Source organism: Kitasatospora sp. NBC_00070, assembly GCF_045041205.1.
In the GTDB taxonomy this organism is placed as follows: domain Bacteria; phylum Actinomycetota; class Actinomycetes; order Streptomycetales; family Streptomycetaceae; genus Kitasatospora.
This window is the reverse complement of record NZ_CP108247.1, coordinates 2,435,351-2,459,359: the sequence shown is the minus strand read 5'-3', so window position 1 is coordinate 2,459,359 and position 24,009 is coordinate 2,435,351. Positions and strand designations below refer to the sequence as shown.

Below are 24,009 nucleotides of genomic sequence, written 5' to 3'. Positions count from 1 at the left end.
CCCGCACGCCAAGGCCCGTTCACCCCGTCCTCGGACGGGGTGAACGGGCCTTCCGGGTATGCCTTTCGATGCCGGGCCGGCCTTGCCGGGTCAGGCGTCCACCGACTCCCCGGTGGTGCGGCCGCCGAGCAGCAGCACGGTGGCGGTCAGCAGCCCCATCGCGGTGGCGATCACGGCGAACAGTGGGCCCGCGCCGTGCGACTGGAGGACGGGCAGCAGGACGAACGGCAGCGCGGCCGCGCTGAGCTTCGACAGCGAGTACGCCGCACCGGAGGCGGCGGCGCGGATCGCGGTGGGGTACTGCTCGGCGAGGTAGACGTGGGAGACGGTGGAGAAGACGTTGCTCGCGACGGTGTAGCCGAAGCCGAACAGCACGACGAGCTCCACCGAGCCCGCGTAGGCGAAGCCCAGCCCGGCCAGCGCCATGGCCACGGCCGAGAGCGCCACCAGGACCTTCCGCTCGACCCGGTCCATGATCGGCACGGACAGCAGCGAGCCGATCGGGTAGCCGACGAAGGAGAGCGCGGTGTAGCCGAGGCCGGCCACGATGCCGTAGCCCTTGGCGGCCAGGATCTGCGGGGCGAGCGCGCCGAAGCCGTAGTAGCCGATCACCGACAGGATGCAGAAGATCCAGAGCATCGCGGTCCGCCTGAGGTACGGCGGGCGGAAGATCTCCCGCACCCGGGCCCGGACGGTGAGCGGCTCGGCCTGGACCGGACCGACCGCCGCCTCGGTGGCCGGGCGTCCCTCCAGGCGGGCGACCAGCAGCTCGGCCTCGGCGTGCCGGCCGACCGAGGCGAGCCAGCGCGGTGACTCGATCAGGTTCCGCCGCAGGACCCACACCACGGCCGAGCCGAGCGAGCCGAGGATGAACAGCCAGCGCCAGCCGGCGATCCCGAGCGGCGTCAGCGGTACCAGCCAGAGGGCGGCGAAGCCGACGGCCGGTACGCCGCAGAACGCGATGGTGTAGGCCCAGGCGGTGTACCTGCCCCGCTTGCCGGCGGGCAGTACGTCCGCCAAGTAGCAGTCGGAGAGCGCCTGTTCGGCGCCGATGCCGATGCCCGCCAGGAACCGGGTGGCGATCAGCCACTCGGCGTTGGGGGAGAAGGCGCCGAGCAGCGAGAACCCCGAGTACAGCGCCAGGTTGATCAGGAAGGCGCGGCGCCGTCCGATCCGGTCGGCCACCCGCCCGAGGACCAGGGCGCCGATGAACTGGCCGACGAACGCCGAGGCCAGTACCAGCTTCAGGGTGTTGCCGCCGAACGCGAACTCGTGCTGGAGGACCTTCGAGATCGTCCCGGAGAGGTTGTTCTCGAAGGTGTCGAAGAGCAGGCCGACGCCGACGATGGCGGTGAGTCTGCGGTGGACCGGGGTGATCGGCATCCGGTCGAGCCGGGTGCCGATCGAGGGCCGGGCCGCCGGCCCCGCCACGCGGATGGATTGGTCGAGCATGGGAACGTACCGGCTCCTCTGCTGAACCGCCCCGGCACGTCGGCCGGGGCGGTGGGTGGTCGGGGTCGTAGGACGGGTACGGTCAGGCGGCCCGCAGGGCCTCGGCGGCGAGCGCGTCGCCCTCGCCCCGTCGGACGGGTGCGCTGACCTCGTGCAGGAAGCTCGCGACCTCGCGGTACGAGGCCCAGAAGCCGACCTCGCGGTACGGCACGCCGCGCTCCGCGCAGTACTGCATGGTCAGCTCCCGCGCGCGGGCCAGGTGCTTCTGCGCCATGGCGGGGAAGAGATGGTGCTCCACCTGGTAGTTGAGGCCGCCGTAGAGGAAGTCGATCAGCGGCGAAGGGTTGATGTTGCGCGAGGTGAGGACCTGGCGCTCCAGCCAGTCGAGCGTCTCCTCCTCGCCGTCCCGGACCTCCATGCCCTTGTGGTTGGGGGCGAAGAGCATGCCGAAGTACACGCCGAGCACGGTCGTCTGGACCAGGATGAAGGCGACACCCAGCGCCGGCGGCAGCACCACGAACACGGCGCCCAGGTAGAGCGCGGCCCGCAGCGCGATCAGCGCGGACTCCAGCACCGGGTACTTGGTCTCGCCCTTCGCGATCGCCTTGACGGCGGTCCGCTGCATCTTGAAACCCTCGAGGGTCAGCAGGACGAAGAACAGCACGCTCTGGTAGCGCACGATGAAGCGCTGCACACCCCGGCGGGTGGCGTACTGCTTGATGTCGAAGATCGCCGTGCGGCGGCCGATGTCGGGGTCGAGCTCCAGGTGGTTGGGGTGGCTGTGGTGCCGGTTGTGGTGGTTGACCCACCAGCCGTAGCTGACCCCGTTCACGAAGTTGGCGTGGAAGTAGCCGACGATCGAGGCGGCCTTCTTGCTGCGGAACATCGACTTGTGGCCGGCGTCGTGCCACATGAACGAGCTCTGCGCACCGCACAGGCCCATCCAGGCGGCGACCAGCAACTGCCACCAGGAGTCGCCGAGTTCGAAGAAGGCGACCAGGCCGCCCAGGATCATGGTGGTGTTGAGGACCAGCCGCCGGACGTAGTAGCGGGGGTCGAAGTCCAACAGCCCCTCGGCCTTCACCCGCTTCAGCAGCTCGGAGAAGGTGGCGGAGGCCCCGACCCCCGCCGCAGCGGCCTGCTTCGGGGCGCCGGGAGCGTCGAGGGTGTCGAGGGCGCCAGGTTCGGCCTGGCTGACGTGCGGAGACTGCATGCCGTGAGCTCCTTGGGGCAGGCGCCCGGTCGTGGCTGACGGCGCTGCCGTCAAGGGACGCGAGGCGCGGCGGGAAGGTGGGATCCGCTGGCGGCGTACGGGCTCGGGTGGCCGAGAGGCGCGAAGATCGCGGTGCCGGACGCCGGACAGGGCCCAGAATCCGGCACCGCGCTGATGCGGTGCTGATCTGTCCCTGACTCGGCGTCACCGTCCGTGCCCGTAGCCGCTGGTGGGGCGGGGGGACGTTCAGGCCACGGCCGACTCGGCGGCGAGCCGCTCGTCGAGGGTGCGGACCACCCGGTCGGCGGCCCGGGCGACCTCCAGGTCGTCCGGTGCCCCGATGATGGCCATGAACGCCTCCACCAGGGACTGCTTGAGCGTGTCGGTGTCGGGTGCTTGCTGCTCGGACATCCGGGGTTCTCCTCCTGGGGTGCGATCGGCAGGTGTCGGGTCAGGGGACGTCGGGTCAGAAGGCGTTGCAGGCACGGAAGATGTGCGCGAAGGAGGCGAGCGAGGCCGGCCCGTCGAACGCGACGTACTCGGGCAGCAGCACGTCCGGCGCCCACTTGTCCTTGTAGGCGAGCTGGGTCTGGGCCGGGTAGATCGCCTCGCCCTCGGCCCACAGGAAGTGCATCAGCCACTGGAACGAGGCGCTGTGGCCCGGGAGTTCGTGGGCCGCGTCCAGGCCGGTGAACGGGGTGAAGCCGAAGTGCAGCCAGTCCACCCCCTCGCTGCGGAAGACGTCGATGGCGGAGGAGTTGATCGCCTCCATCAGGCCGGGCGAGCCGCCCGGGATCCGGCGGCTCAGATCGTGCATCCAGCCGGCCCGGCTTCCGTACACCGGCGAGTACGAGATGTAGCCCACCGGGGCGCCGTCGATGGTGCCGACGAAGAGCCGGCGGTGCGACTGGACCGGACCGCCGATCTGGCCGACCAGGAACTCCAGTTGACGGGCGTGATCGCCCTTGGAACCGAGCCAGGCGCCGTCGATCTCCTGCAGCGCGCCCTCCCACTGGTCGGCCGGGACCTCCTGCACCTGCAGGCCGTTGCGGAAGGCCCGGGAGATCTTGTTGCGCAGCTGCATGAACCGCGAGCCGCGCAGGGTGAAGTCGGGCAGGTGGACGGCCCAGGACGCCCCGAGCTGGTTCACCGTGAAGCCGCGAGCGGCGTAGTGGTCGGCGTCCTGGCGCTGCAACTGGACGCTCACCAGCTGGAGTTCCTGCTCCCGGGCGAAGGCGGTGAAGCGGTCGAGCAGCGGGCCGTACGCCTCGGGAGAGGCGAACGGGCCGCCGAACTGGACCAGATGGCGGCCGGTGCGGCGGTAGACGACGACGCCGTCGGTGCCCGGGGCGGTGAACACGCTGTTGCCGCTGTTGAGGGCGAGGAAGGCGCTGGGGTTCTCGGAGCCGGTGTGGTTGCGGAGGGCCTGGAGGACCGGATTATCGGTCTCGGTGGCGGTTGACATCAGGCGTCGGTCCCTTCCGGATCGAATGTGCGGTGAGAGAGAGTAGAGCACCTGGAAATGGCGTCGGGAAAGGGGTGAAAATGTCTTCCGCGGTACGTCAGTAGGGCGTCAGGGGGATATCAGGGACGGCAGGCAGTGTCATCCCTGTGAACGGCACGGGGAACCGGGTCGGGAACAGGGAGAGGTGCCCGGAGTGGTTTATCGGGGGCCGGGGCTTTGGCTCCGGTCGGGTTTCTGCCCACGCAGGTTCGAATCCTGCCTTCTCCGCGTCCGAATCGGCCGTCGGCTCCCGCCGGCGGCCGATTGAGGCTGTCGGCATCGTGTCTGGAGACTTGTGAGCATGGGATCCGCAGCTGTCCGGCAGCCCCGGCAGGCCCTGATCATCGCCAACCCGACCGCGGGGACCACGCATGCGGCACTGCTCGAAGAGGTCACCGGGCTCTGCGCGGCCCGGTTCGACTCCGTCGTCCTGCACCACACCACGCACCGGGGCGACGCCACCGACACGGTGCGGGCCGCGCTCCGGGGCGAGAGTGACCTGGCGGTCCCGGATCTGGTGGTCGCGGTGGGTGGCGACGGCACGGTGCGTGAGGTGGTGGAGGGGATGACCCGGCCCGGCCACGGGACGGCGGCCGCCCTCGCCATCGTCCCCGCCGGCACCGGGAACTCCGACTACCGGATGCTGTGGGGCGAGCGCCCCTGGGCCGAGGCGCTCACCGCGGCGCTGGACGGCGCGGGTGAGGCGGAGCTGCGCCGGATCGACCTGGCCCGGCTCGCGGAGACCGACGAGCTGGTCCTGCTCGGGGCCTGCTCCGGAGTGATCGCCGCGGCGCTGGTCACCGCGCGGGGCATCCCGCTCACCGGACGGGCCCGCTACGCGAGGGCCTTCGCCGACACCGCCGCGGCGTTCACCCCCTACCCGGGCCGGGTCACCGTCGACGGAGTCGTGCTGCACGAGGGTGACACCGTGCTCGCCAACGTCGGCGGCGGCCGCTACCGCGGCGGCCAGTACCAGGTCCTGCCGCACTCGGAGCTCGACGACGGCCTGCTCGACGTCTGCGTGATCGGCGCCGAGGTGCCCCCGACCCAGGTGCCCGAACTGACCCGGGAGGCCCGCCACCTGGATCTGCCGGGGGTCGCCTACGGGCGGGGCCGGAAGATCGTGGTCGAGCGGCTGGACGCCACGCCGCTCTGCTTCGAGCACGACGGCGAGCTGCAGGAGCGCCGCTGGTCCTCGATGACCCTCGAAGTCCTGCCCGGCGCCCTCCCGGTCTGGGGCGCGGCCCGGCGTTAGACCTCGACAGTGCAACTGGCTGCGGCCCCGGGGCCGTTCAGTGCCGGGCCGCCCGATCCTCAGGGAGCACCACCGTGCCCGTCCTCAAGGAACTCGCGACATGGGCGGCCTGGCTGCGCCCGGAAGACATCCCCGACCGGGTGCGCTCGCTGGCGGCCAGTCAGGTGCTCTCCCAACTGGCCTCGATCCGGGCCGGCGCCGAGCACCCGCTCGGCCGCCGGATGATCGAGGCCTTCGGGCCGCCGCTGCAGCACGACGCCCGGCTGTCCGCCTGTGTGCTGTCCGGGCTCGGGTCGTTCCTCAACCTGGACGACACCGCGTACGCGGGCCATCTCTCCAACTCCACCGTCGCGGTGCCGCTCGCCTACGCGTACGACCGTCGGCTGGACGGTGCCGCGCTGGTCGCCGCCGTGGTCGCCGCCAACGAGTGCGCGGCCAGGATCACCGCTGCCGCCACCCTCGGACCGCTGCGCGGCCACAGCGCGGTCCACACCCACCTGGCCGGGGCGGTCTGCGGCCGGCTGCACTGCGAGGGCGCCGACGACGTGGTGTGGACCAGTGCCGTCGGCCTGGCCTTCGCGATGCCCAACTGGCCGCTGATGCGGGCCTTCCTGGCCAGTGACGCCCGACTGTTCAACTCCTTCACCCCCGTCCGCACCGCGATGGACGCCTGTGACGCGGCCCGGGTGGGCCTGCGCGGTGCGACGGACATCCTGGAACACCCGGACGGCTTTCTGGACCGGTTCTCCGCGGTCCCGCTGCCGGACGCGGTCAACGCCGGTCTCGGCGAGCGGTGGCACACCGAGACCCTCTCGTTCAAGATGCACCCGGGCGGCCCCGGCGTGGACGCCGCGGTGGACTGCGCTGCCGCCCTGCGCCGGGAGTTGGGCCCGATCCGTCCCGAGGAGATCGCCGAGGTGGTGGTCGAGGCGTCGCTGTACACGCTGTTCGCCGGCCGCAAGGCCGCCTCGTACGTGGTCGGCCCCGGCTCACCGCTCGGCGCCCTGGTGCTGCACACGCCGTACCCCGTGGCCACCGCGCTGCTCACCGGCGGGCTCACCGTCAACGACTTCTCGGCGCCGCTGCTGAACGACCGGGGCCGCTGGCAGGTCGCCGAACGCGTCCGGCTGGTCCACGACCCCGAGTTCACCAGGGCGCTGTTCGCCTCCGAGGCCCCGTTCGGCGAGGCGCTGCGGCAGGCCGGGGACGCGGCCGAGCCGTGGTTGCGCGAGTTCGCGGGCGAGGCGGAGGCGAAGCTCGCGGTGGACGCGGCGAACAGCCGGGAGTCGGGCGACTTCTCGGCGTCCACCAAGGCCACCGGAGCCCGGGTGACGGTTCGGCTGACCGACGGCCGTACGGCCTCCCGGGAGCGCCTCGTCCCGCTGGCGGCGGCCGGCCCGCACACCCGGGCCAACCACGCCGAGCTGATGCGGGAGAAGTTCGTCGAGTTCGGCGGCGCCAAGGACGTCGCGGCCGCCGCCGACCGGCTGGACGCGATGACGGCCGACGAACTGCAGGAGTGGATCTCCGCGGCCCTGCGCTGATCAGCTCCGCGTCAGCGGGGGGTCAGAATGCTCTGTCACCATCAATTCGCTTCAGCCAAAGAATTCCTCGGAAAGGCCTGATGATGCTTCTTGACGAATCGGCGGTGGGAATCGTCTCCGGGAATTCCGGTGCTCCTGGTGCCGCTGCCGAAAACGGGCGGGAAAAGCCGCTCCGCAGCTACCCGCTGTATATCGCCGGAAAGGACGTCGACGGCGACGGATGGGTCTACACGGTCAGTGCCAGGTCGCTGCTGGAGGACGTCTTCACCAGCGTCAGCCTGAAGCGCGCCCTGGAGCAGGACCCGGACTCCGACGCGGCGGAGCACCCGTACGTGGTGGGCCGGTGCGCCATCGCGAGCAACGAGGCGATCGACCTGGCGACCGAGGCGGCCGCCGCCGCCGCACCCGGCTGGGCGGCCGTGCCGCTGGAGCGCCGGATGCGGCTCGGCACCCTCTTCCGGGAGGAACTGATCCGCCGTCAGGACGAGTTCATCGACATGCTGGTCTCCGAGGCGCACCCGGTGCGGCTGGCCCGCTGGGAGCTGAGCTGCCTGCTGCAGGTCTACAGCGAGGAGAGCATCTACTGGTACCGCCAGCGGATGCACACCGAGTTCGAGCACGCCGGCCGCCGGCTGATCGTCCGCCGCCAGCCCGACGGTGTGGTGGGCTTCAACCCGCCGCAGAACGCCCCGGCGCCGAGTGCCGCCCTGGCCGTCCTCGCGCTGATGGCCGGCAACGCCGTCGTGGTCCGCGCCCCCCGGAGCATCCCGCTCAGCACCATGTGGATCCTGCGCGACGTCGTGGCGCCGCTGCTGGACGAGGTCGGTGCGCCCCCCGGGGTGCTGAACGCGGTCTGCAGCAACCCGAAGCAGACGCTGGACCGCTGGGTGGAGAGCCCGCTGGTCAACGACATCTTCTACATCGGCGGCAGCCAGGAGGGCCTGCGCTTCCAGGAGCAGTGCGTGGCGCACGGCAAGAAGCCGATCCTGGAGCTGGCCGGCAACGACGGCATCATCGTCTGGGAGGGCGCGGACCTCAAGTACGCGGCCGAGGCGATCGCCGAGTCCTTCTACGGCTCCGGCCAGATCTGCATGGTGCCCAACTACGTGCTGGCGCACCCCGCGATCGCGGACGAGCTGATCGAGGAGGTCAAGAAGCAGGTCGCGACCGTGCTGCCGGGCTACCCGGAGGACGAGAACGTGCTGCTCTCCCCGGTCCGGCGGAGCGAGAAGTTCTTCGCCCTGCTGAAGCAGTCGCTGGCCCAGGGCTCCGAGATCGTCACCGGTGGCGAGCGCACCGAGCTGGACGGGACCCCGTCCGAGACCGGCGTCTTCCTGCAGCCCACGGTGCTCCGGGTGAACGGTCTGGCCGGGGCGCGTGAGCACGACGTGGTCCGGCACGAGACCTTCTTCCCGCTGCTGCCGATCGTGGTGCCGGACGCGGGCGACAACGACGAGCTGCTCGACAGCTTCATCTCCTTCGTCAACAGCAACGAGTACGGCCTGCGCAACTCGCTCTGGGCCAAGTCCGCGCGGGTGATCAACGCCTTCGTGCAGCGCGTCACCAACGGTGGCCTGCTGAAGATCAACGACTCGCACATCGGCTTCCTGCCGTACCTGCCGAGCCACGGTGGCACCGGCCTGACCGGCGGCGTCTACGGCGAGGCGAACTACCCGATGCTCAAGACCTCCCACATCCAGGGCGTCAGCATCGCCCACGACGTGAGCCCGCGTGAGGCGGTCTTCGGCTCCACCCCGTCCTGATCACCCACGACCGGAGGTTCTCTGCCGTGCGCTCCCTCGATTCCGCCCGCGAGACCTGCGAGCGGTACCACCCCGGGCTGATCAAGGCCCTGGCCGACATCCCCTACGCCGAGCGGGAGGCACCGGGCAGCCCGGTGATCGACCTGTTCCGGGCCCATGGCGGGGTCGCCCTGCTGGTGCCGACCGAGTACGGCGGCCACGGGGCCGACCCGGTCGAGGCGGTCCGGGTGCAGCGGGCGGTCGGATCGCTCTCGCCCTCGCTGGCCGCCGCGGTGACGATGCACCACTTCACCGCCGCGATGCTCTACTCGCTGGCGGACGACACCGGCCGGCTCACCGCCGCGCAGCTCGAACTGCTGCACGGCGTGGTGCCCGACCAGCGGGTGATGGCGTCCGGCTGGGCCGAGGGCCGGACCCAGCAGAACATCCTCACCCCGGTGGTCGCGGCGGTCCCGGTCGACGGCGGTTACCGGCTGGGCGGCTCCAAGAAGCCGTGCAGCCTGGCGCGTTCGATGGACCTGCTGACCGCGAGCATCACCGTCCCGGGCGCGGACGGCAGCCCGGAGATGGCGCTGGCCCTGGTGCCGGTGGGTTCCCCGGGGCTCACCGTCCACCCGTTCTGGGCCAACGACGTGCTGGCCGCGGCGGAGAGCGACGAGATCCGCTTCGACGACGTCTTCGTGCCGTCCGACCTGGTCATCCGTACCTCCGAGGCCGACCCGCACCGGATCGACGATCTGCAGACGGCCGGCTTCGTCTGGTTCGAGATGCTCATCTCGGCCGGCTACGCGGGCACCGCCTCCGCACTGGTCGAGCAGGTGCTCGAACGGGAGAAGGGCGGGACCAGCGAGCGGGCCGCGCTCGCGGTCCGGGTGGAGGCCGCGTTCGCCCTGCTGGAGGGCACGGCCCGCGCGGTGCGGGACGGAGTGGCGGGCGAGGAGGCGGTCGCCCAGGTGCTGGTGGCCCGGTTCGCCGCCCAGGAGGCGTTGTCCGAGGTCGCCGCCCAGGCCCTCGAACTGCTCGGCGGGCTGGACTTCATCCGCTCCTCCGAGCACGCCCGACTCGCCACCGCGGTACGGCCGCTGGCCTTCCACCCGCCGTCCCGGAGCGGCGCGGCCGAGCCGCTGCTGAAGTACTTCGGCGGCGGCCCCCTCGAACTCTCCTGACCGACGTACGCCCTGAAAGGGAGTCATCCGTGACCGTGATGCAGACCGCCCCGATCAACGCCGGAAGGGTCGACGCCGGCGGCGTCGACACCGAGGAGAGCATCCTCAACCTCTACCGGGCCCACCTCAGCAAGGGCCGGGCGACCCTCGCCGAGCTGTTCGGCAGCCACATGGAGGTCGAGTCCTCCGGCGCCTGGGTGACCGCCAGCGACGGTGAGCGCTTCCTCAACGCCGGCGGCTACGGCGTGTTCATCATGGGTGCCAGGCACCCGATCGTGATGGAGGCGGTGCTCCGTCAGCTGACCACCCATCCGGTGGCCACCCGCATCCTGCTGGAGCCGACCGTGGCCCGCGCCGCCGAGGCGCTCACCTCGATCACCCCGCCGGGGCTGGACCGGGTGCACTTCGCGCTCTCCGGCGCCGAGGCGGTGGAGACCGGCCTCAAGCTGGCCCGCGCCAACGGCTACAAGCGCACCGTCTCGATGCGCGGCGGCTACCACGGCAAGACCCTCGGCGCGCTGTCGGCGACCGCCAAGGAGGTCTACCAGGCGCCGTTCCGCCCGCTCATCCCGGACGTCTCGCACCTGCCCTTCGGCGACCCGGACGCGCTGCGCGACGAGCTCCGCGCGCACCCGGGCCAGGTCTGCGTGATCCTGGAGCCGGTCCAGGGCGAGGGCGGCGTGATCATCCCGCCGAAGGGCTACCTCAAGCAGGTCGAGGAGCTGGTCCGGGAGTTCGACGGCTTCCTGATCCTGGACGAGGTGCAGACCGGCTTCGGCCGGCTCGGCGAGTGGTGGGGCGTCGACACCGAGGGCGTGCAGCCGGACGTGCTGCTGGCCGGCAAGGCGCTCGGCGGCGGCGTGGTGCCGGTGTCGGCGGCCATCGCCACCCGGAAGGCGTTCAAGCCCTTCGACAAGGACCCGTACATCCACACCGCGACCTTCTCCGGGCAGCCGCTGCTGATGGCCGCCGTCCAGGGCGCCGTCCAGGCGATCAAGGAGGAGCGGCTGGTGTCCAGGGCGATGGACCTCGGTTCCCGGCTGCTGCCGCGGATCGCCGAGATCGCCTACCGCAACATCCCCGAGCTGGTCGTCGACGTCCGGGGCCAGGGTCTGCTGATCGGCGTGGAGCTGGTCGAGGCGGGCCTGGCCGGAGAGCTCCTGATCGAGCTCTTCAACCACGGCGTGGTGGCCAACCACTCGATGAACGGCAGCTCGGTGGTCCGGTTCACCCCGCCGGCGATCCTGACCGACTCGGAGGTCGAGTTCCTGCTCGACTCCTTTGACAAGGCCACCCTGGACCTGGTCCGGGGCTCGGCCAAGATGCCGGAAGGCGGTAACTGACCGTGCGACACGTCGAACTCGACGCCGTAGTGCGCAACGACAAGGCCGAGGACGTCTTTACGGCCGTGGCGAAGTGGGAGCGCTACCCGGAGCTGGCCCCGCACGTGCGGGCCACCACCGTGCACTCCACCCTGCCCGAGCCGGTGGGCAGTTCCAGCTGGGAGCTGCACTTCCGCAGCGGCCTGCTGCGCTGGACGGAGACGGACACCTTCCACCAGGACCGGCTGGAGATCCACTTCGAGCAGACCGACGGCGACTTCGACAGCTTCGTCGGCAGGTGGGTGCTGCGCCAGGACGGCGCCGACGTCACGGTGCACTTCGAGGCGGACTTCGACTTCGGCATCCCGAGTCTCGAGGGCATCCTCGACCCGATCGCCGAGCGGGTCATCAAGGAGACCGTGGCCTGGGCCGTCACCGGCCTGTTCGCCGACACCGCCGTCCTCGGCGACCACGGGCTCGCCGAGCCCCAGCCGGCGGCCGCCGCGGGCTGACCGACCGGCGGCGGTGCCGGGACCCCCGCCCGGCACCGCCGCTCCCGCCCACGACCCTTCCCCCGCACCTCGAACCCGCCACGCTGCTCCAGGAGTTGAAACAGTGGACCAGGCCAATCCCTTCGAGACCCCGAGCACCTTCTCCCTGCACCGCGCCGAGTACCTGGTCGGCTTCGCGGTCAGCACCGGGCTGCTCGCCGCGCACCTCGGCGAGATCCGCTGGCTGCCGGCGATCGGGCTGTTCCTCTACATCGACCTGATCGGGTACATCCCGGGCGCGCTCGCCTTCAAGAAGGCGGCCGGCCGGCCGATCTCCAAGACGTACTACGTGCTCTACAACGTCATGCACAGCCTGATCACCCAGGCGGCGGTCGCCGCGCTGTGGTGCTGGCTGGTCGAGCCGGAGTGGGCGCTGCTGGTGCTGCCGTTCCACCTCTTCGGCGACCGGGCGCTGTTCGGCAACTTCATGAAGTCCTTCGCGCTGCCCTTCGAGCCGGTACGCCAGCAGGGCTACCTGCGGCTGCTGGACGACCTGGGCCTGTCGCACCCCAAGCCGGTCGGCCACGAGATGACGCCGACCCCGGTCGGGCACGTCCCGGCAGCCGCCGCACCGCCGGTCCGGGAGGCCAGGGAGCTGGTCGCCCAGGAGGTGGTCCGGTGAGCACCACGGCCGAGCCGATCCGGCGGACCACCGCCGACCCGGTCCAGCGGCGCCGCGCCCTGCGGCATCTCGCCTGCCCCGTCTCGGTCCTGACGGTCAGTCACCAGGGGCGGCTGCACGGCACCACGGCCAGCCAGGTCACCACCGTCTCGCAGCGTCCGCTGATCGTCGGCGCCAGCCTGAAGGCCGGCTCGGTGCTGGCCGAACTGGCGGCCGAGGCGGGCCGGTTCGCGATCAATGTGGTCGGCGGCGGGCAGAGCGGCCCGGCCCGCTGGTTCGCCGACAGCTCCCGCCCGGACGGCGCCGCGCAGTTCGCCGGGCTCGACTGGCGGCCGGCCCGGTACTCCGGGGCGCCACTGCTCGACGGCGCGCTCGCGCACATCGACTGCCGGGTGGCCGACCGGATCCGGGTCGGCGACCACGAGGTGCTGCTCGGCCGGGTGGTGCACGCCACCGCGGGCGAGGGCGAACCCCTGCTCAGCTTCGCCGGCGGTCTGTACGTCGGCGCGCTCCTGCCGGTCCCCGTCCAGGGGCCCGGTGTCAGCGGAACCAGGAAGGAGAACGTGGGACTATGACCAACACCGTGGCGCACGAAGCCGGTTGGGACACCGCACCCGGACTGCTGGACGGGGCGAAGCATCTCACCCTCGGCCCGGAGCAGTGCAATCTGGCCTACTGGTTCACCGAGGTCGCCCAGGGCACGCTCCGCGACCGGGGCGAGACCGGGCACCACAAGGACGCCGGCGTACCCGACTTCCTGAAACAGCCGGGCCCGCTGCGCGACGCCCTGGTCCTGGAGTTCGGCTACCGGAGCCTCTCCGAGGAGATCGCCACCCGGCTGCTGGCCCACTACGTGGCCATCGCGCCCGGCATCCCGGAGCTGGAGTTCTACGCCACCCAGCTGATCGACGAGGCCAGGCACGCCCGGGTGTTCCGCAACCACCTGGTGGAACTCGGCCTCCCCGCCGCCACCCTGGTCAAGGACATCGACGAGATGGCCGCCGACTACCGGCGCCGGGTGCTCCAGCCGGTGGAGGACTTCACCCTGGAGATCGTCCGCGACCAGGCGGACTTCATGGGCGGCGTCGCGGTCTTCGCCATCGTCATCGAGGGCGTGCTCGCCCCCGCCGCCGAGCTGAGCGAGCGCAAGTGGACCCCGCTGTCGCCCGCGACCGGAGAGATCTCCCGGGGCACCGCGATCGACGAGATCCGCCACCTCACTGTCGCCAGCACGATCCTGAAGGACCATCTGGCGGTCGAGCCCGGGTACCGGCCGAGGTTGCTGGAGATCCTGCGGGCCGGCGTCAAGCTCTGGGACGAGGTGCCCGACAAGGAGTTCGTGATCCACCGCGAGGAGCTCTTCCAGCAGGGCATGGCGGAGCACGCCGACCGGATCGGCGACCACGAGATCTGGCCCGGCGTCCGGATGCTCGACACCACTCCCGAGCAGCGCTACGACATGGCCGAGCAGTGGACCGACGAGATGGCCGCCGAACGGATGGCGTACATGGGCCTCCCGGTGGAGGTTCTCAGCAGCAGCGGGGGTGACGCGGTATGACCATCGGCCTGGCGGACCCGAGTCTGCGCCCCGGCCCGCCGCAGGGCCGCGCCGCGGTCATCGTCGGAGTCGGCGCCTACGTCCCACCGGACCTGGTCAGCAACGCGGACCTGGAGTCCCGGCTGGACACCTCGGACGAGTGGATCCGTACCCGTACCGGGATCTCCACCCGGCACGTGGTCTCGCCCGGTACCGCCACCTCCGACCTCGCGGTGGAGGCCGGTCGGCGGGCCCTCAAGTCCGCCGACGACTCGCAGGTCGACGCGGTGGTGCTGGCCACCACCACCCCGGACCGCCCCTGCCCGGCCACCGCGCCGGAGGTGGCGGCCAGGCTCGGCCTCGGCGGGGTCCCGGCCTTCGACGTCTCCGCGGTCTGCACCGGTTTCCTGTACGGGCTGGCCACGGCGGCGGGCCTGATCGCCTCGGGCATCGCGGAGCGCGTCCTGCTGATCGCCGCCGACGCGTTCACCACCATCATCGACCCGACCGACCGCACCACCGCCGTGATCTTCGCCGACGGCGCGGGCGCGGTGGTGCTCCGGGCCGGCGAGACCTGGGAGCCCGGGGCGGTCGGCCCGATCGTGCTCGGCAGCGACGGCGACCAGAGCGATCTGATCACCGTCCCGGCCGGCGGCTCGCGCCAGCGCTCCTCGGGCGAGCCCGCCAAGCCCGGTGACGAGTTCTTCCAGATGGCCGGCCGGGCGACGTACCGGCACGCCGTCGAGCGGATGACGGAGGCCTCGCTGCAGGCCGTCGCCGCAGCCGGCTGGGCCATCGAGGACGTGGACCGGCTGGCGGCCCACCAGGCCAACGCCCGGATCCTGGAGGCGGTCGCCGACCGCCTCGCCGTCCCCGCCGAACGCAGGCTCTCCAACATCGCGCGGGTCGGTAACACCGGCGCCGCCTCGATCCCGCTGCTGCTCGCGCAGGCGGTCGAGAACGGCGGGTTGGAGGCCGGTCAGCGCGTGCTTCTCACCGCGTTCGGCGGCGGGCTCGCCTGGGGCGCCGCCACCGTCACGTGGCCCGCACTCGGCTGAGCCCCACCCCACCAGCAAGCTCCCGAACGACCCCAACTTCCGAAAGGCCCTGATCATGTTCGAGATGCTCAAGGAAATCCTGGTCAGCAAGCTCAAGGTGATGCCGGAGCAGGTCACCCCCGAGGCGACCAAGGAGGACGTCGAGCTGGACTCGCTCGCCGTCGTCGAGCTGTCGCTGCTGCTGGAGGCCGAGCTCGGCATCTCCATCAGCGACGACCAGCTGCTGGAGGCGGAGACCATCGGCGAGATGGCCGCCCTGATCGAGGAAGCGGGCGCACGGGTCTGATGGCCGGCATCGACGTTGCAGTGACCGGCCTGGGGCTGGTCACCCCCGCCGGCATCGGGGTCGCCGCGAGCTGGGCGGGGGTCTGCGAGGGCCGTCCGACGGCCGCGCTCGACCCGGTGCTGGACCGGAACCCGGTCCGGATCTCCTGCCGCGTCCCGGGCTTCGACGCCGCCGAGCTGCTCGGCGGCCGCCGGGCCCACCGGCTGGACCCGTTCACCCAGTTCGCGCTGGTGGCCGCCCGTGAGGCGATCGCCGACGCCGGACTCGACCCGCGGACCTGGGACGGCGCCCGGGTGGGCGTCGTCCTGGGGTGCGCCGACGGCGGCCCCGGGACGGTGGAGGCGCAGCACCGGGTGCTGGTGGAGCAGTCCGCCGCCCGGGTCTCCCCGCTGCTGCTGCCGATGCAGCTGCCCAACATGCTGGCCGGGCAGACCGCGATCGAGTTCGGCGCCACCGGCCCCAACCTGGTGGTGGCCACCGCCTGCGCCTCGGGCGCCACGGCCATCGGCACCGCCCGCGACCTGCTGCTGCTGGACCGCTGCGACATCGTGATCGCGGGCGGCAGCGAGGCGATGATCACCCCCCTGGTGATGGCCGGCTTCGCCCAGATGGGTGCGCTCTCCCGGCGCCAGGACGACCCGGCGGGTGCCTCCCGGCCCTTCGACGTCGACCGCGACGGCTTCGTCGCGGGCGAGGGCGCCGGTGTGGTGGTCCTGGAGCGGGCGGCCGACGCCCGGGCGCGCGGCGCGCGGATCCGGGCCCGGATCGCCGGGTTCGGGGCCACCGCCGACGCCCACCACATGACCACCCCGCACCCGGCGGGCCTCGGCATCGAGTCCGCCGTCCGGGCGGCGCTGGCCGACGCGGGGGCCGGCCCGGGCGACGTCCGGCACGTCAACGCGCACGGCACCTCCACCCCGCTGAACGACCTCGCCGAGGCCAGGATGATCCGTCGGGTGTTCACCGGCGACCCGCTGGTCACCTCCACCAAGGGCGTCACCGGCCACCTGCTCGGCGCGGCGGGTGCGGTGGAGGCGGTCTTCACGGTGCTCTCGGTGGAGCAGGGCGTCGTCCCGCCCACCGCCAACCTGCGCACGCTCGACCCCGAGATGGAGATCAAGGTCGCCACCTCGGTCGCCGAGACCCGGGTGGAGTTCGCGCTGAGCAGCTCGCTGGGCTTCGGCGGGCAGAACGCCGTCCTGGCGATCGCCGCCGCCTGACCAACCCTCCGGACGGGCCTGCGCCCGGGGCCCCACACCCGGCCGCAGGCCCGTCGTCATGCCCTCCCCGATCCACCGTCCTTTGGCGCCCTCCCTCCTTGGAGCCCCGATGACCGTCACCAGCCCCTCGGCGAGATCAGTGAGCACGGCCGGTTCGCCCCCCGCCGGACGCCTGACCACCAGTCACATCGTCTTCCTGATCGTCGCCGCCGCCGCACCGCTCTCCGCCATGGTCGGCACCGTCCCGCTGGCCTTCGCCATCGGCAACGGCGCCGGCGTCCCCGCCGCGTTCGCGTTCGCCGGGGTGACCCTGCTCTGCTTCTCGGTCGGCTACGCGGTGAGCGCCCGCCGGACGGGCGGTTCCGGCGGTTTCTACGCCTCCATCGCCGACGGGCTCGGCCGCCCGCCCGCGGTGGGCGGCGGCTTCATCGCCCTGCTCGCCTACAACTGCGCGACCATCGGTCTGGTCGGCGCCCTGGGCTACTTCACCCAGCTCGTGCTGGCCGACCACGGCCTGGACCTCCCGTGGGAGCTGTGCGCCGCGGTCGGGCTGGCGGCGGTCGCGCTGCTGGGCTACCGCGACATCGCGGTGAGCGCCCGGGTGCTCGCCGTCCTGATGATCGGTGAGATCGGCGTGCTGGCCGCGCTGGACCTCGCCGTCCTCGGCCGGCACGGCACCTCCGCCCTGCCCACCGCCTCGTTCTCCCCGGACGTCGTGTCCGGCCCCGGGCTCGGGGTCTCGCTGATGTTCGCGTTCGTCTCCTTCATCGGGTTCGAGTCCGCCGCGCTGTACGGCAAGGAGGCCAAGGACCCGCGGCGCAGCGTGCCCCGCGCCACCTACCTGGCCGTCCTGCTGATCGCCGGGTTCTACGCGCTGACCAGCTGGGCGGCGGTGGGCGCGATCGGCGCCGACCAGGTCCGCCAGGTCTCCACCGAGCAGTTGGGGGAGCTGTTCTTCACCCTGGGCACGGACTACCTCGGCTCGACCGGCGCCACCCTGCTCCAGATCATGCTCTGCACCAGCCTGTTCGCCGCCACCCTGGCCCTGCACAGCGCGGCCAACCGGTACACCCAGGTGCTGGCCGCCGACGGCCTGCTGCCGGCCGGGCTGGCCGTGGTGCACCGCAGGCACGCCTCCCCGCACCGGGCCAGCGTGCTCCAGAGCGTGGTCAGCGCCGTCGCGGTGACCGGCTTCGCCCTCGCCGGCCTGGACCCGTACGCGGACCTGACCACCAGCATGCTCGGCCTCGGCACCCTGGGCATCGTGGTGCTCCAGGCCCTGGCCGCGCTGTCGGTGCTCGGCCTGGCCCGGAAGGGGCTGCGGCTCGGCTGGTGGCAGGGTGCCGTCGCGCCGCTGCTCGGCTTCCTGGGGTTGGCGGCCACGGTCTGGCTGGTGGTGGGCAACTTCGAGCTGCTGACCGGCACCGGGAACACGCTGGTCGCCGCGCTGCCCTGGGTGGTCCCGGTGGTGGGCGCGCTGGGGCTCGGCTACGCCTGGTGGCTGCGGTCCGCGCAGCCGGCCCGGTACGGGCGGCTCGCGCAGAGCCACCGGGCCGTGGCACCGCTCCCGGAGCCCGTCCAGCCGGTGAAGGTGCCCGCTTCCGTCTCCTGAGAACACCCCCAGACGCCGCAACGCTCCGAAGGAGAGTGCCGTGCACGATGTACGTGAGCTGATCGAGCTGGGCCCGGAGGCCGTCCGCCGGCTGGCCCGCCGCCGGTACCAGCTGGAGCTGGACCCGCTGGCGGCCGCGCACCGGCGCAGGTCCGCCGCCGTGGAGACGGTCGCCCGGCTGCGGGCCGAGCTCAAGCGGGCCTCGCGCGGCGGCGGGGCGCCCACCGAGCAGGCCCGGGAGGAGTCGCGCCGGCTGCGGGAGGACGTGCAGCAGGCCGAGGCCGTCGTCCGGGAGGTCGAACTCGACCTGGAGCAGCGGATGTCGGGCATCCCGAACTTCCCGCTGGACGAAGTCCCGGACGGCGACAGCGAGAAGCAGGCGGTGGAGATCCGGCGCGGTGGCCCGGCGCTCCGGCCCGCCGCCGGCCAGGCCAGGCACCACGCCGACCTCGGTGAGTCGCTCGGCATCCTGGACGGGCCGAGGGCGGCCCGGCTGTCCGGTGCCCGCTTCACGGTCAGCCGGGGCGCGGGCGCGCGGCTGGAGCGGGCCCTGACCTCCTTCCTGCTCGACCTGCACACCGAGGAGCACGGCTACACCGAGTACTCCGTGCCGCACCTGGTCAGCCGGGAGACCATGACCGGCACCGGCCAACTGCCGAAATTCGAGCAGGACTTGTTCGCGACCAGAGTGGGGGACCGGGAGCTCTTCCTGATCCCGACCGCCGAGGTCCCGCTGACCAACCTGGTGGCCCGCGAACTGCTGGACGAGAGCGTCCTGCCGCTCGCCTTCACCGCCCGGACGCCGTGCTACCGCGCCGAGGCGGGCTCGTACGGCCGGGACACCCGGGGCATCCTGCGGCTGCACCAGTTCGAGAAGGTCGAGCTGGTCCGGATCTGCGCGCTGGAGGACGCCCAGCGCGAGCTGGAGCTGATGGTCGGTCAGGTCGAGGAGTGCCTCCGCAGGCTGGAACTCTCCTACCGGGTGGTCCTGTTGCCGGCCGGGGACATGGGCTTCTCGGCCCGGATGACGTACGACATCGAGGTCTGGCTGCCTGGCAGCGACTCCTACCGGGAGATCTCCTCGGTCTCGGACTGCGGCAGCTTCCAGGCCCGCCGGGCGGGCATCCGGCACCGGGTGGCGGGTGGCGGGAAGCTGCCCGCGGCCACCCTCAACGGCTCGGCGCTGCCGGTGGGCCGGACCATCGCCGCCCTGCTGGAGCAGGGCGTCCAGGAGGACGGTTCGGTGCTGCTGCCGGACGCGCTCGTCCCGTACGCCGGATTCCGGCGGATCCTGCCGGGGGGTGCCACCAGCGGCAGCTGAGTGGTGCCGCCCGAGGGGCACGCGGAACCGCACGAAGTCGGAAGGCCCCGGACCATGGCCTTCCGACTTCGTGCGGTTCCGCGCGTCCTTCAGGCCGACTTGAGCTGCTGCAGCGGGTTGGGGTGGTAGAGACCGGGCGCCTGGTTGAGGACCTCCCGGAAGAGGTTCTTCAGCTGCGGGGAGGGCTCCATGCCGAGCTCGTCGACCAACCGCTCACGGGCGGTGTTGTAGGCCTCGATCGCCTCGGCCTGCCGGCCGCTGCGGTACAGCGCCAGCATCAGCATCTCGGTGATCCGCTCGCGCCACGGGTGGGTGATGCTCATGCGCTTCAACTCGCCGATGACCAGCGATGGTTCGGGGCAGCAGGTGCCGAGCCAGAGCTTGTCCTCGAGCGCCGCGAGGTACTCCTCCTCCAACTGGAGCGCCTCGCTCTGGCAGAGCGGTCCCGGGGCCACGTCCTGCAGCGGGGAGCCCTGCCAGAGCGCGAGGGCCTCCTCCAGCAGCTCGCCCGCCACCTCGCTGTCGACGGTCATCGCCCGCCTGGCCTGGGCCAGCCGCTCCCGGAACAGGTTCACGTCGATGTCCTCGGGTGCCGCGTCCAGGATGTACCCCGACGCCTGCGTGATCAGCGGAGGTACATCCCCGTGCGGGCCGCCGAGTTTGCGCAGCGTGCGGCGCAGGCGGGAGACATGGGCCTGGAGGGAGTTCTCCACGGTCGCGGGCGGGTTGTCGCCCCAGAGTTCCGTGTAGAGCTGTTCGGCGGGCACCAGGCGCCCGGGCCGGGTCAGCAGGGTGGCCAGCAGGGTGCGCTGCCGGGTTCCCGGGACCGTGCAGAACCGGCCGTCGACGACTGCCCCGACCGACCCGAGAATCCTGAACTGCATTGTTGTCTCCCTGTGGTGAGGAACCGTTGATCCTTCACTCGTACGAGGTGAACCAATCCCGACTGGATTGGGTGTTCGGATTGTCGGTCCGTCAACTCGACTACCACTGGAGCGATTTCGTCACCTCGGGCGGCCGGTGGCCGAAGGCTCCGGACGGCCCGAAGCCCCGCCCCCGGGGTGCCGGGGACGGGGCTTCACGGGTGGTACGGCCGGCCGGCTACCAGGTGACGAGCAGCTTGTGCACGCCGTAGAGCAGCATGTCGTCGCGGAACGGGACCTCGTCCAGACCGGTCGCCAGGCTCAGCCCGGGGAAGCGGTCCAGCAGCGCACCGATCGCGGTCTCCAGCTCCAGGGTGGCCAGCGGGGCGCCCACGCACTTGTGGATGCCGTGACCGAAGGCCAGGTGCTGGTGGGCGTCCCGGGTGATGTCGAGGCGGCCGGGGTCGGGGAAGGCCGTCTCGTCGTGGTTCGCCGAGGGGAGCGCGAAGATGATGCCCTCGCCCTTGGCGACCGGCACGCCGCCGATCTCCATGTCCTCGGCCGCCGTCCGGATGAAGTCGTGCTGCTTGATGGACGCGAAGCGCAGCAGCTCCTCGACGGCGCTCGGGATCAGGCTGCGGTCCGCCCGCAGCAGTTCCAGCTGGCCCGGGTTCTCCAGCAGGAACAGCACGCTGATGGCGATCTGGTTGGCGGTGGTGTCGTGACCGGCGAAGAGCAGCAGCCGGGCCATCGCCAGCAGGTCGTCGTGACTGATCTCGCCGGGGATCAGGTACTTGACGCAGAGCCGGCTGATCAGGTCGTCCTGCGGGTCCTTGCACTTGTCGTCGATCAGCCGGCTCATGAACTCGGTCAGCGTGACGAAGGCGGCGCCGGCCTCCTCCGGAGTGGCGGTCGGCGAGGTGACGATCCGGCCGTTCTCCTGGAAGACCTCGTGGTCCTGGTACGGCACGCCCAGCAGCCGGGCGATCACCAGCGTGGGCAGCGGGTCGGCGAACGCGGCCATCAGGTCGGCGGGCTTGGGGCCTGCGGCCAGTGCGTCGAGCAGGTTCTCGGTGATCCGCACCACGTCGGGCTGCATCGCCCGGGTGGCCCGGGCGGTGAACTCCGGGATGACCATCCGGCGCAGGGTGGCGTGGTCGGGGTTGTCCATCCGGAACATCGACAGCGCCCGGGGGCTCGGCGGCAGCGGGATGAGCGCCGGGAAGTTCGGCGCCATGTCGTCCGAGCTGACCCGGGGGTCGGCGATGGCGGAGCGGACGTCGTCGTACCTGGTCACCAGCCAGGCCCGGCGGCCGCCGTTGACCCTGACCAACTTCGGCGGGCCGTTCCGCAGTTCGGTGTAGGCGGGCGGCGGGAGCAGCGGGTCGGTCCGCGGCAGCGGGTAGTCCAGGAGCGTCTCGGTGTCGGTCACGGCTCTTCCTCGGGGCGTGGTCGTGCGGGACGGATGAGTGGGGTCTCGCCGGTGACGGAGGGTCAGGCGGGCAGGTCGGTGATCTCGATGACCGCGGCCGCCATGGTGAACCCGACCCCGACGCTGTAGAGCAGGACCCGGTCGCCGACGGCGAGCGCCCCGTCCTGGAGCAGCCGGTCGAGCCCGGCGAACGGGTCGCCCGCGCCCAGGTGCCCGACCTGCCGGCCGAGCTCACGCCAGACGGTCTGCTCCTCGGTGAGGCCGAGCAGGTCGTGCAACTCGGCCTGGCCGCCGCCGCGGTGGACGAACGGCAGGACGGCGCGGGTGATGTCGCCCAGCTGCACCCCGGCCTCGGCCAGCACCTGGTCCCGGGCCGCCAGCACGGCAGCCGTCCACCGTCCGAACTCGGCCTCGGCGCCCGGGGTGGCGGCGTGCTGCTCGAACCGCTTCTCGACCTGGACGGGCGTCTCCAGCAGCGGCCCGGCGGCGAACGGGGTGGCGCCGCGGTCCCACCGCTCCAGGCTGTTGTCGCTCACCACGACACTGGACAGCAGCCGGGCGAACCCGCCCTCGGTGGAGAGCGCGAGCGCGGTGCCGCCGTCGCCCCAGATCGCCTGGACGTAGGAGTTCCAGCGGTCGATCGCGGGGCCGTCGAACCGGTCCCCGGTGGTGATCAGGGCGTTGCTGACGGTGCCGCAGGCCAGATAGGCGGCGGCCAGGTGCAGCGCGCCGAGACCGCCGGCCGACCGCTGGTCGATGCTGTACGCGATGGCCTGCGGGCCGACCGAGTGGTTGGCCACGTACGCGGCCGGGGCCCAGCAGTCCAGGCCCTGGAACCAGACGCTGGCGTGCAGGTGCAGGCCGAACTCGGCACCGGCCCGGCCGGACCGGTGGACGGCCTGCCGGGCCGCCGCGACCGCCATGTCGACCGGCGCGGTGCCGGACTCCTCGACGGCGATGGACTCGTAGCCGAGGTCGCGGTGGCTCTCGCCGACGAGTCCGGCGGCGACGGCGTCGGCCAGCGGCCGGCGGTGGTCGGGCAGCCAGGTCCCGGTGGCCGTCAGATGGATGTCCGTGGTGTGACGCATGATGGGGTCTCCGGAGTCAGACGGTGCGGATGCCGGTCGGTCTGGCGCAGATCCGGGTCACCAGGCGGGAGTTTCGGTGATCTGCAGGACGGCGGCGGAGAAGTTGAAGCCGACGCCGCAGCCGTAGGCGAGGACGTGGTCGCCGGGCGCGACCAGCTTGTGCTCCAGCAGGTGGTTGATCCCCGCGAACGGGTCGCCGGCCCCGATGTGGCCGGTGTGGCGGCCGAGTTCACGCCAGACGGTCTGCTCCTCGGTGAGGCCGATCAGGTCGTGCATCTCGGCCTGGCCGTCGCCGCGGTGCTGGAAGGGCATGGCGGCGCGGACGATGTCCTTGATCCCGATGCCGGCCTCGGCCAGCACCTCGTCCTTGAGCCGCACCATGCTGTCGACCCACAGCTTCCAGTCGTTGGCCGCCTCGGGCGCGGTCATCCGGGCTTCGGCGCGCTCGAAGACCGGCACCGGGGAGCTCTGGCCGGGGAAGTCGAGGAACGGCTCGTCACCGCGGGTCCAGGTCTCCATCTCGTTCTCGCCGAACGCCACGGTGGCCACCAGCTTGGCCACCCCGCCGTTGCGGGACAGCACGGCGGCGGTGGCGCCGTCACCGAAGATCAGCTGCCGCTGGGTGTTCCAGCGGTCGATCATCGGGGCGGTGAACCGGTCGGCGGTGGTGATCATCGCGGTGGAGGCGGCGCCCGAGCTGAGGTAGCCGGCGGCCAGGTGCATCCCGCCGAGCGCGGTCAGCGAGCGCTGGTCGAGGGTGAAGGCGACGGCCTGGTTGCCGGACGACCGGGCGGCGACGTAGTTGGCCGCCGACCACCAGTCGTGACCCTGGAACCAGAGGTGCGCGTGCAGGTGCAGCCCGTACTCCTCGGTGGGGATGCCGGCCCGTTGCAGGGCCTGCCGGGCGGCGTGCACGGCCATGTCAGGGGCGGCCGTGCCGCCGCGCTCGATCAGCACCGACTCGTAGCCGAGGCCGCTGTTGAACTCACGGACCAGACCCTGCTCGACCGCTTCCGCCACCGGGAACCGCTCCGGCAGATAAGCCCCGGTGCCCGCGATGTAGATGTCCTGCCAACGCATTCCGCGTCTCCCTGTCCTCGCCCCCGTGTGGGTGGCACAAGTGTGGGAGGCGGCGGTGACGCGCCCCTGACGGTCGGCTGACGCGGTGACCGGGGCGGGTGCGGACGCCGCAGCGCCCGT

22 protein-coding genes and 1 tRNA gene are annotated in these 24,009 nt (G+C 72.0%); 15 read left to right on the top strand and 8 right to left on the bottom strand.

The genetic code is table 11. The annotated features are described in order from the left end of the window. Positions 1-90: 90 nt before the first annotated feature. From OHV05_RS11280 to OHV05_RS11265, 4 genes are all read right to left on the bottom strand, one after another. Complete coding sequence (locus tag OHV05_RS11280; protein ID WP_405017557.1) at positions 91-1,452, bottom strand: MFS transporter; 1,362 nt, start codon at positions 1,450-1,452, stop codon at positions 91-93. Positions 1,453-1,534: 82 nt separating this feature from the next. Beyond that, positions 1,535-2,665 (bottom strand): fatty acid desaturase family protein, encoded by a 1,131-nt coding sequence (locus OHV05_RS11275; protein ID WP_405017556.1) that lies wholly within the window; start codon positions 2,663-2,665, stop codon positions 1,535-1,537. A 246-nt stretch (positions 2,666-2,911) separates the two neighbouring features. Continuing rightward, a complete protein-coding gene (locus tag OHV05_RS11270) occupies positions 2,912-3,076 on the bottom strand; it encodes a hypothetical protein (RefSeq protein WP_405017555.1) in 165 nt (54 codons plus the stop codon). A gap of 55 nt (positions 3,077-3,131) precedes the next feature. Beyond that, complete coding sequence (locus OHV05_RS11265; protein WP_405017554.1) at positions 3,132-4,130, bottom strand: DUF2156 domain-containing protein; 999 nt, start codon at positions 4,128-4,130, stop codon at positions 3,132-3,134. 178 nt (positions 4,131-4,308) lie between these two features. Here OHV05_RS11265 and OHV05_RS11260 point away from each other — a divergent pair. From OHV05_RS11260 to serS, 15 genes are all read left to right on the top strand, one after another. Further along, positions 4,309-4,397: transfer RNA gene (locus OHV05_RS11260), tRNA-Gln, on the top strand. Between the two features lie 73 nt (positions 4,398-4,470). Further along, positions 4,471-5,424 carry a diacylglycerol/lipid kinase family protein gene (locus OHV05_RS11255; RefSeq protein ID WP_405017553.1) on the top strand — a complete coding sequence of 318 codons (954 nt, stop codon included), beginning with the start codon at positions 4,471-4,473 and terminating at the stop codon, positions 5,422-5,424. A 74-nt stretch (positions 5,425-5,498) separates the two neighbouring features. After that, on the top strand, positions 5,499-6,968 hold the full coding sequence (locus tag OHV05_RS11250) for an MmgE/PrpD family protein (protein WP_405017552.1): 1,470 nt from the start codon (positions 5,499-5,501) through the stop codon (positions 6,966-6,968). A gap of 185 nt (positions 6,969-7,153) precedes the next feature. Next, positions 7,154-8,731: an aldehyde dehydrogenase family protein gene (locus tag OHV05_RS11245; RefSeq protein ID WP_405021432.1), complete on the top strand. Its 1,578-nt coding sequence runs from the start codon at positions 7,154-7,156 to the stop codon at positions 8,729-8,731. A 26-nt stretch (positions 8,732-8,757) separates the two neighbouring features. Further along, positions 8,758-9,897, top strand: a complete 1,140-nt coding sequence (locus tag OHV05_RS11240; RefSeq protein WP_405017551.1) for an acyl-CoA dehydrogenase family protein — start codon at positions 8,758-8,760, stop codon at positions 9,895-9,897. 38 nt (positions 9,898-9,935) lie between these two features. Beyond that, on the top strand, positions 9,936-11,240 hold the full coding sequence (locus OHV05_RS11235) for an aspartate aminotransferase family protein (RefSeq protein WP_403040535.1): 1,305 nt from the start codon (positions 9,936-9,938) through the stop codon (positions 11,238-11,240). A gap of 2 nt (positions 11,241-11,242) precedes the next feature. Continuing rightward, on the top strand, positions 11,243-11,731 hold the full coding sequence (locus tag OHV05_RS11230) for a type II toxin-antitoxin system RatA family toxin (protein ID WP_405017550.1): 489 nt from the start codon (positions 11,243-11,245) through the stop codon (positions 11,729-11,731). A gap of 103 nt (positions 11,732-11,834) precedes the next feature. Then, a complete protein-coding gene (locus OHV05_RS11225) occupies positions 11,835-12,392 on the top strand; it encodes a hypothetical protein (protein ID WP_405017549.1) in 558 nt (185 codons plus the stop codon). Then, a complete protein-coding gene (locus tag OHV05_RS11220) occupies positions 12,389-12,967 on the top strand; it encodes a flavin reductase family protein (RefSeq protein WP_405017548.1) in 579 nt (192 codons plus the stop codon). The genes OHV05_RS11225 and OHV05_RS11220 overlap by 4 nt, the downstream gene beginning before the upstream one ends. Continuing rightward, positions 12,964-13,950 carry a VlmB-like protein gene (locus OHV05_RS11215; RefSeq protein ID WP_405017547.1) on the top strand — a complete coding sequence of 329 codons (987 nt, stop codon included), beginning with the start codon at positions 12,964-12,966 and terminating at the stop codon, positions 13,948-13,950. Before OHV05_RS11220 ends, OHV05_RS11215 begins: the two co-directional genes overlap by 4 nt. Then, a complete protein-coding gene (locus tag OHV05_RS11210; protein ID WP_405017546.1) occupies positions 13,947-14,987 on the top strand; it encodes a beta-ketoacyl-ACP synthase III in 1,041 nt (346 codons plus the stop codon). The genes OHV05_RS11215 and OHV05_RS11210 overlap by 4 nt, the downstream gene beginning before the upstream one ends. Before the next feature lie 55 nt (positions 14,988-15,042). Next, positions 15,043-15,273, top strand: a complete 231-nt coding sequence (locus OHV05_RS11205; protein ID WP_403040327.1) for an acyl carrier protein — start codon at positions 15,043-15,045, stop codon at positions 15,271-15,273. Continuing rightward, positions 15,273-16,493 carry a beta-ketoacyl-[acyl-carrier-protein] synthase family protein gene (locus OHV05_RS11200; RefSeq protein ID WP_405017545.1) on the top strand — a complete coding sequence of 407 codons (1,221 nt, stop codon included), beginning with the start codon at positions 15,273-15,275 and terminating at the stop codon, positions 16,491-16,493. Before OHV05_RS11205 ends, OHV05_RS11200 begins: the two co-directional genes overlap by 1 nt. A gap of 109 nt (positions 16,494-16,602) precedes the next feature. Continuing rightward, a complete protein-coding gene (locus OHV05_RS11195; protein WP_405017544.1) occupies positions 16,603-18,105 on the top strand; it encodes an APC family permease in 1,503 nt (500 codons plus the stop codon). Between the two features lie 40 nt (positions 18,106-18,145). Then, positions 18,146-19,426, top strand: a complete 1,281-nt coding sequence (gene serS, locus OHV05_RS11190; RefSeq protein WP_405017543.1) for a serine--tRNA ligase — start codon at positions 18,146-18,148, stop codon at positions 19,424-19,426. Between the two features lie 89 nt (positions 19,427-19,515). On the opposite strand, the gene OHV05_RS11185 is transcribed toward serS, so the two are convergent. From OHV05_RS11185 to OHV05_RS11170, 4 genes are all read right to left on the bottom strand, one after another. After that, positions 19,516-20,310 carry a BTAD domain-containing putative transcriptional regulator gene (locus OHV05_RS11185; RefSeq protein ID WP_405017542.1) on the bottom strand — a complete coding sequence of 265 codons (795 nt, stop codon included), beginning with the start codon at positions 20,308-20,310 and terminating at the stop codon, positions 19,516-19,518. A gap of 217 nt (positions 20,311-20,527) precedes the next feature. Next, positions 20,528-21,721: a cytochrome P450 gene (locus OHV05_RS11180; protein WP_405017541.1), complete on the bottom strand. Its 1,194-nt coding sequence runs from the start codon at positions 21,719-21,721 to the stop codon at positions 20,528-20,530. 62 nt (positions 21,722-21,783) lie between these two features. Continuing rightward, positions 21,784-22,809 (bottom strand): 3-oxoacyl-[acyl-carrier-protein] synthase III C-terminal domain-containing protein, encoded by a 1,026-nt coding sequence (locus OHV05_RS11175; RefSeq protein ID WP_405017540.1) that lies wholly within the window; start codon positions 22,807-22,809, stop codon positions 21,784-21,786. Between the two features lie 57 nt (positions 22,810-22,866). Then, positions 22,867-23,889: a ketoacyl-ACP synthase III family protein gene (locus tag OHV05_RS11170; RefSeq protein ID WP_405017539.1), complete on the bottom strand. Its 1,023-nt coding sequence runs from the start codon at positions 23,887-23,889 to the stop codon at positions 22,867-22,869. Positions 23,890-24,009: the final 120 nt, after the last annotated feature.

Excerpts from the sequence above, each read along its gene's own strand:
- OHV05_RS11280 (WP_405017557.1), bottom strand. The coding sequence starts at position 1,452 with ATGCTCGACCAATCCATCCGCGTGGCGGGGCCGGCGGCCCGGCCCTCG.
- OHV05_RS11275 (WP_405017556.1), bottom strand. The coding sequence starts at position 2,665 with ATGCAGTCTCCGCACGTCAGCCAGGCCGAACCTGGCGCCCTCGACACC.
- OHV05_RS11270 (WP_405017555.1), bottom strand. The coding sequence starts at position 3,076 with ATGTCCGAGCAGCAAGCACCCGACACCGACACGCTCAAGCAGTCCCTG.
- OHV05_RS11265 (WP_405017554.1), bottom strand. The coding sequence starts at position 4,130 with ATGTCAACCGCCACCGAGACCGATAATCCGGTCCTCCAGGCCCTCCGC.
- OHV05_RS11255 (WP_405017553.1), top strand. The coding sequence starts at position 4,471 with ATGGGATCCGCAGCTGTCCGGCAGCCCCGGCAGGCCCTGATCATCGCC.
- OHV05_RS11235 (WP_403040535.1), top strand. The coding sequence starts at position 9,936 with ATGCAGACCGCCCCGATCAACGCCGGAAGGGTCGACGCCGGCGGCGTC.
- OHV05_RS11215 (WP_405017547.1), top strand. The coding sequence starts at position 12,964 with ATGACCAACACCGTGGCGCACGAAGCCGGTTGGGACACCGCACCCGGA.
- OHV05_RS11210 (WP_405017546.1), top strand. The coding sequence starts at position 13,947 with ATGACCATCGGCCTGGCGGACCCGAGTCTGCGCCCCGGCCCGCCGCAG.
- OHV05_RS11205 (WP_403040327.1), top strand. The coding sequence starts at position 15,043 with ATGTTCGAGATGCTCAAGGAAATCCTGGTCAGCAAGCTCAAGGTGATG.
- OHV05_RS11200 (WP_405017545.1), top strand. The coding sequence starts at position 15,273 with ATGGCCGGCATCGACGTTGCAGTGACCGGCCTGGGGCTGGTCACCCCC.
- OHV05_RS11195 (WP_405017544.1), top strand. The coding sequence starts at position 16,603 with ATGACCGTCACCAGCCCCTCGGCGAGATCAGTGAGCACGGCCGGTTCG.
- OHV05_RS11185 (WP_405017542.1), bottom strand. The coding sequence starts at position 20,310 with ATGCAGTTCAGGATTCTCGGGTCGGTCGGGGCAGTCGTCGACGGCCGG.
- OHV05_RS11175 (WP_405017540.1), bottom strand. The coding sequence starts at position 22,809 with ATGCGTCACACCACGGACATCCATCTGACGGCCACCGGGACCTGGCTG.
- OHV05_RS11170 (WP_405017539.1), bottom strand. The coding sequence starts at position 23,889 with ATGCGTTGGCAGGACATCTACATCGCGGGCACCGGGGCTTATCTGCCG.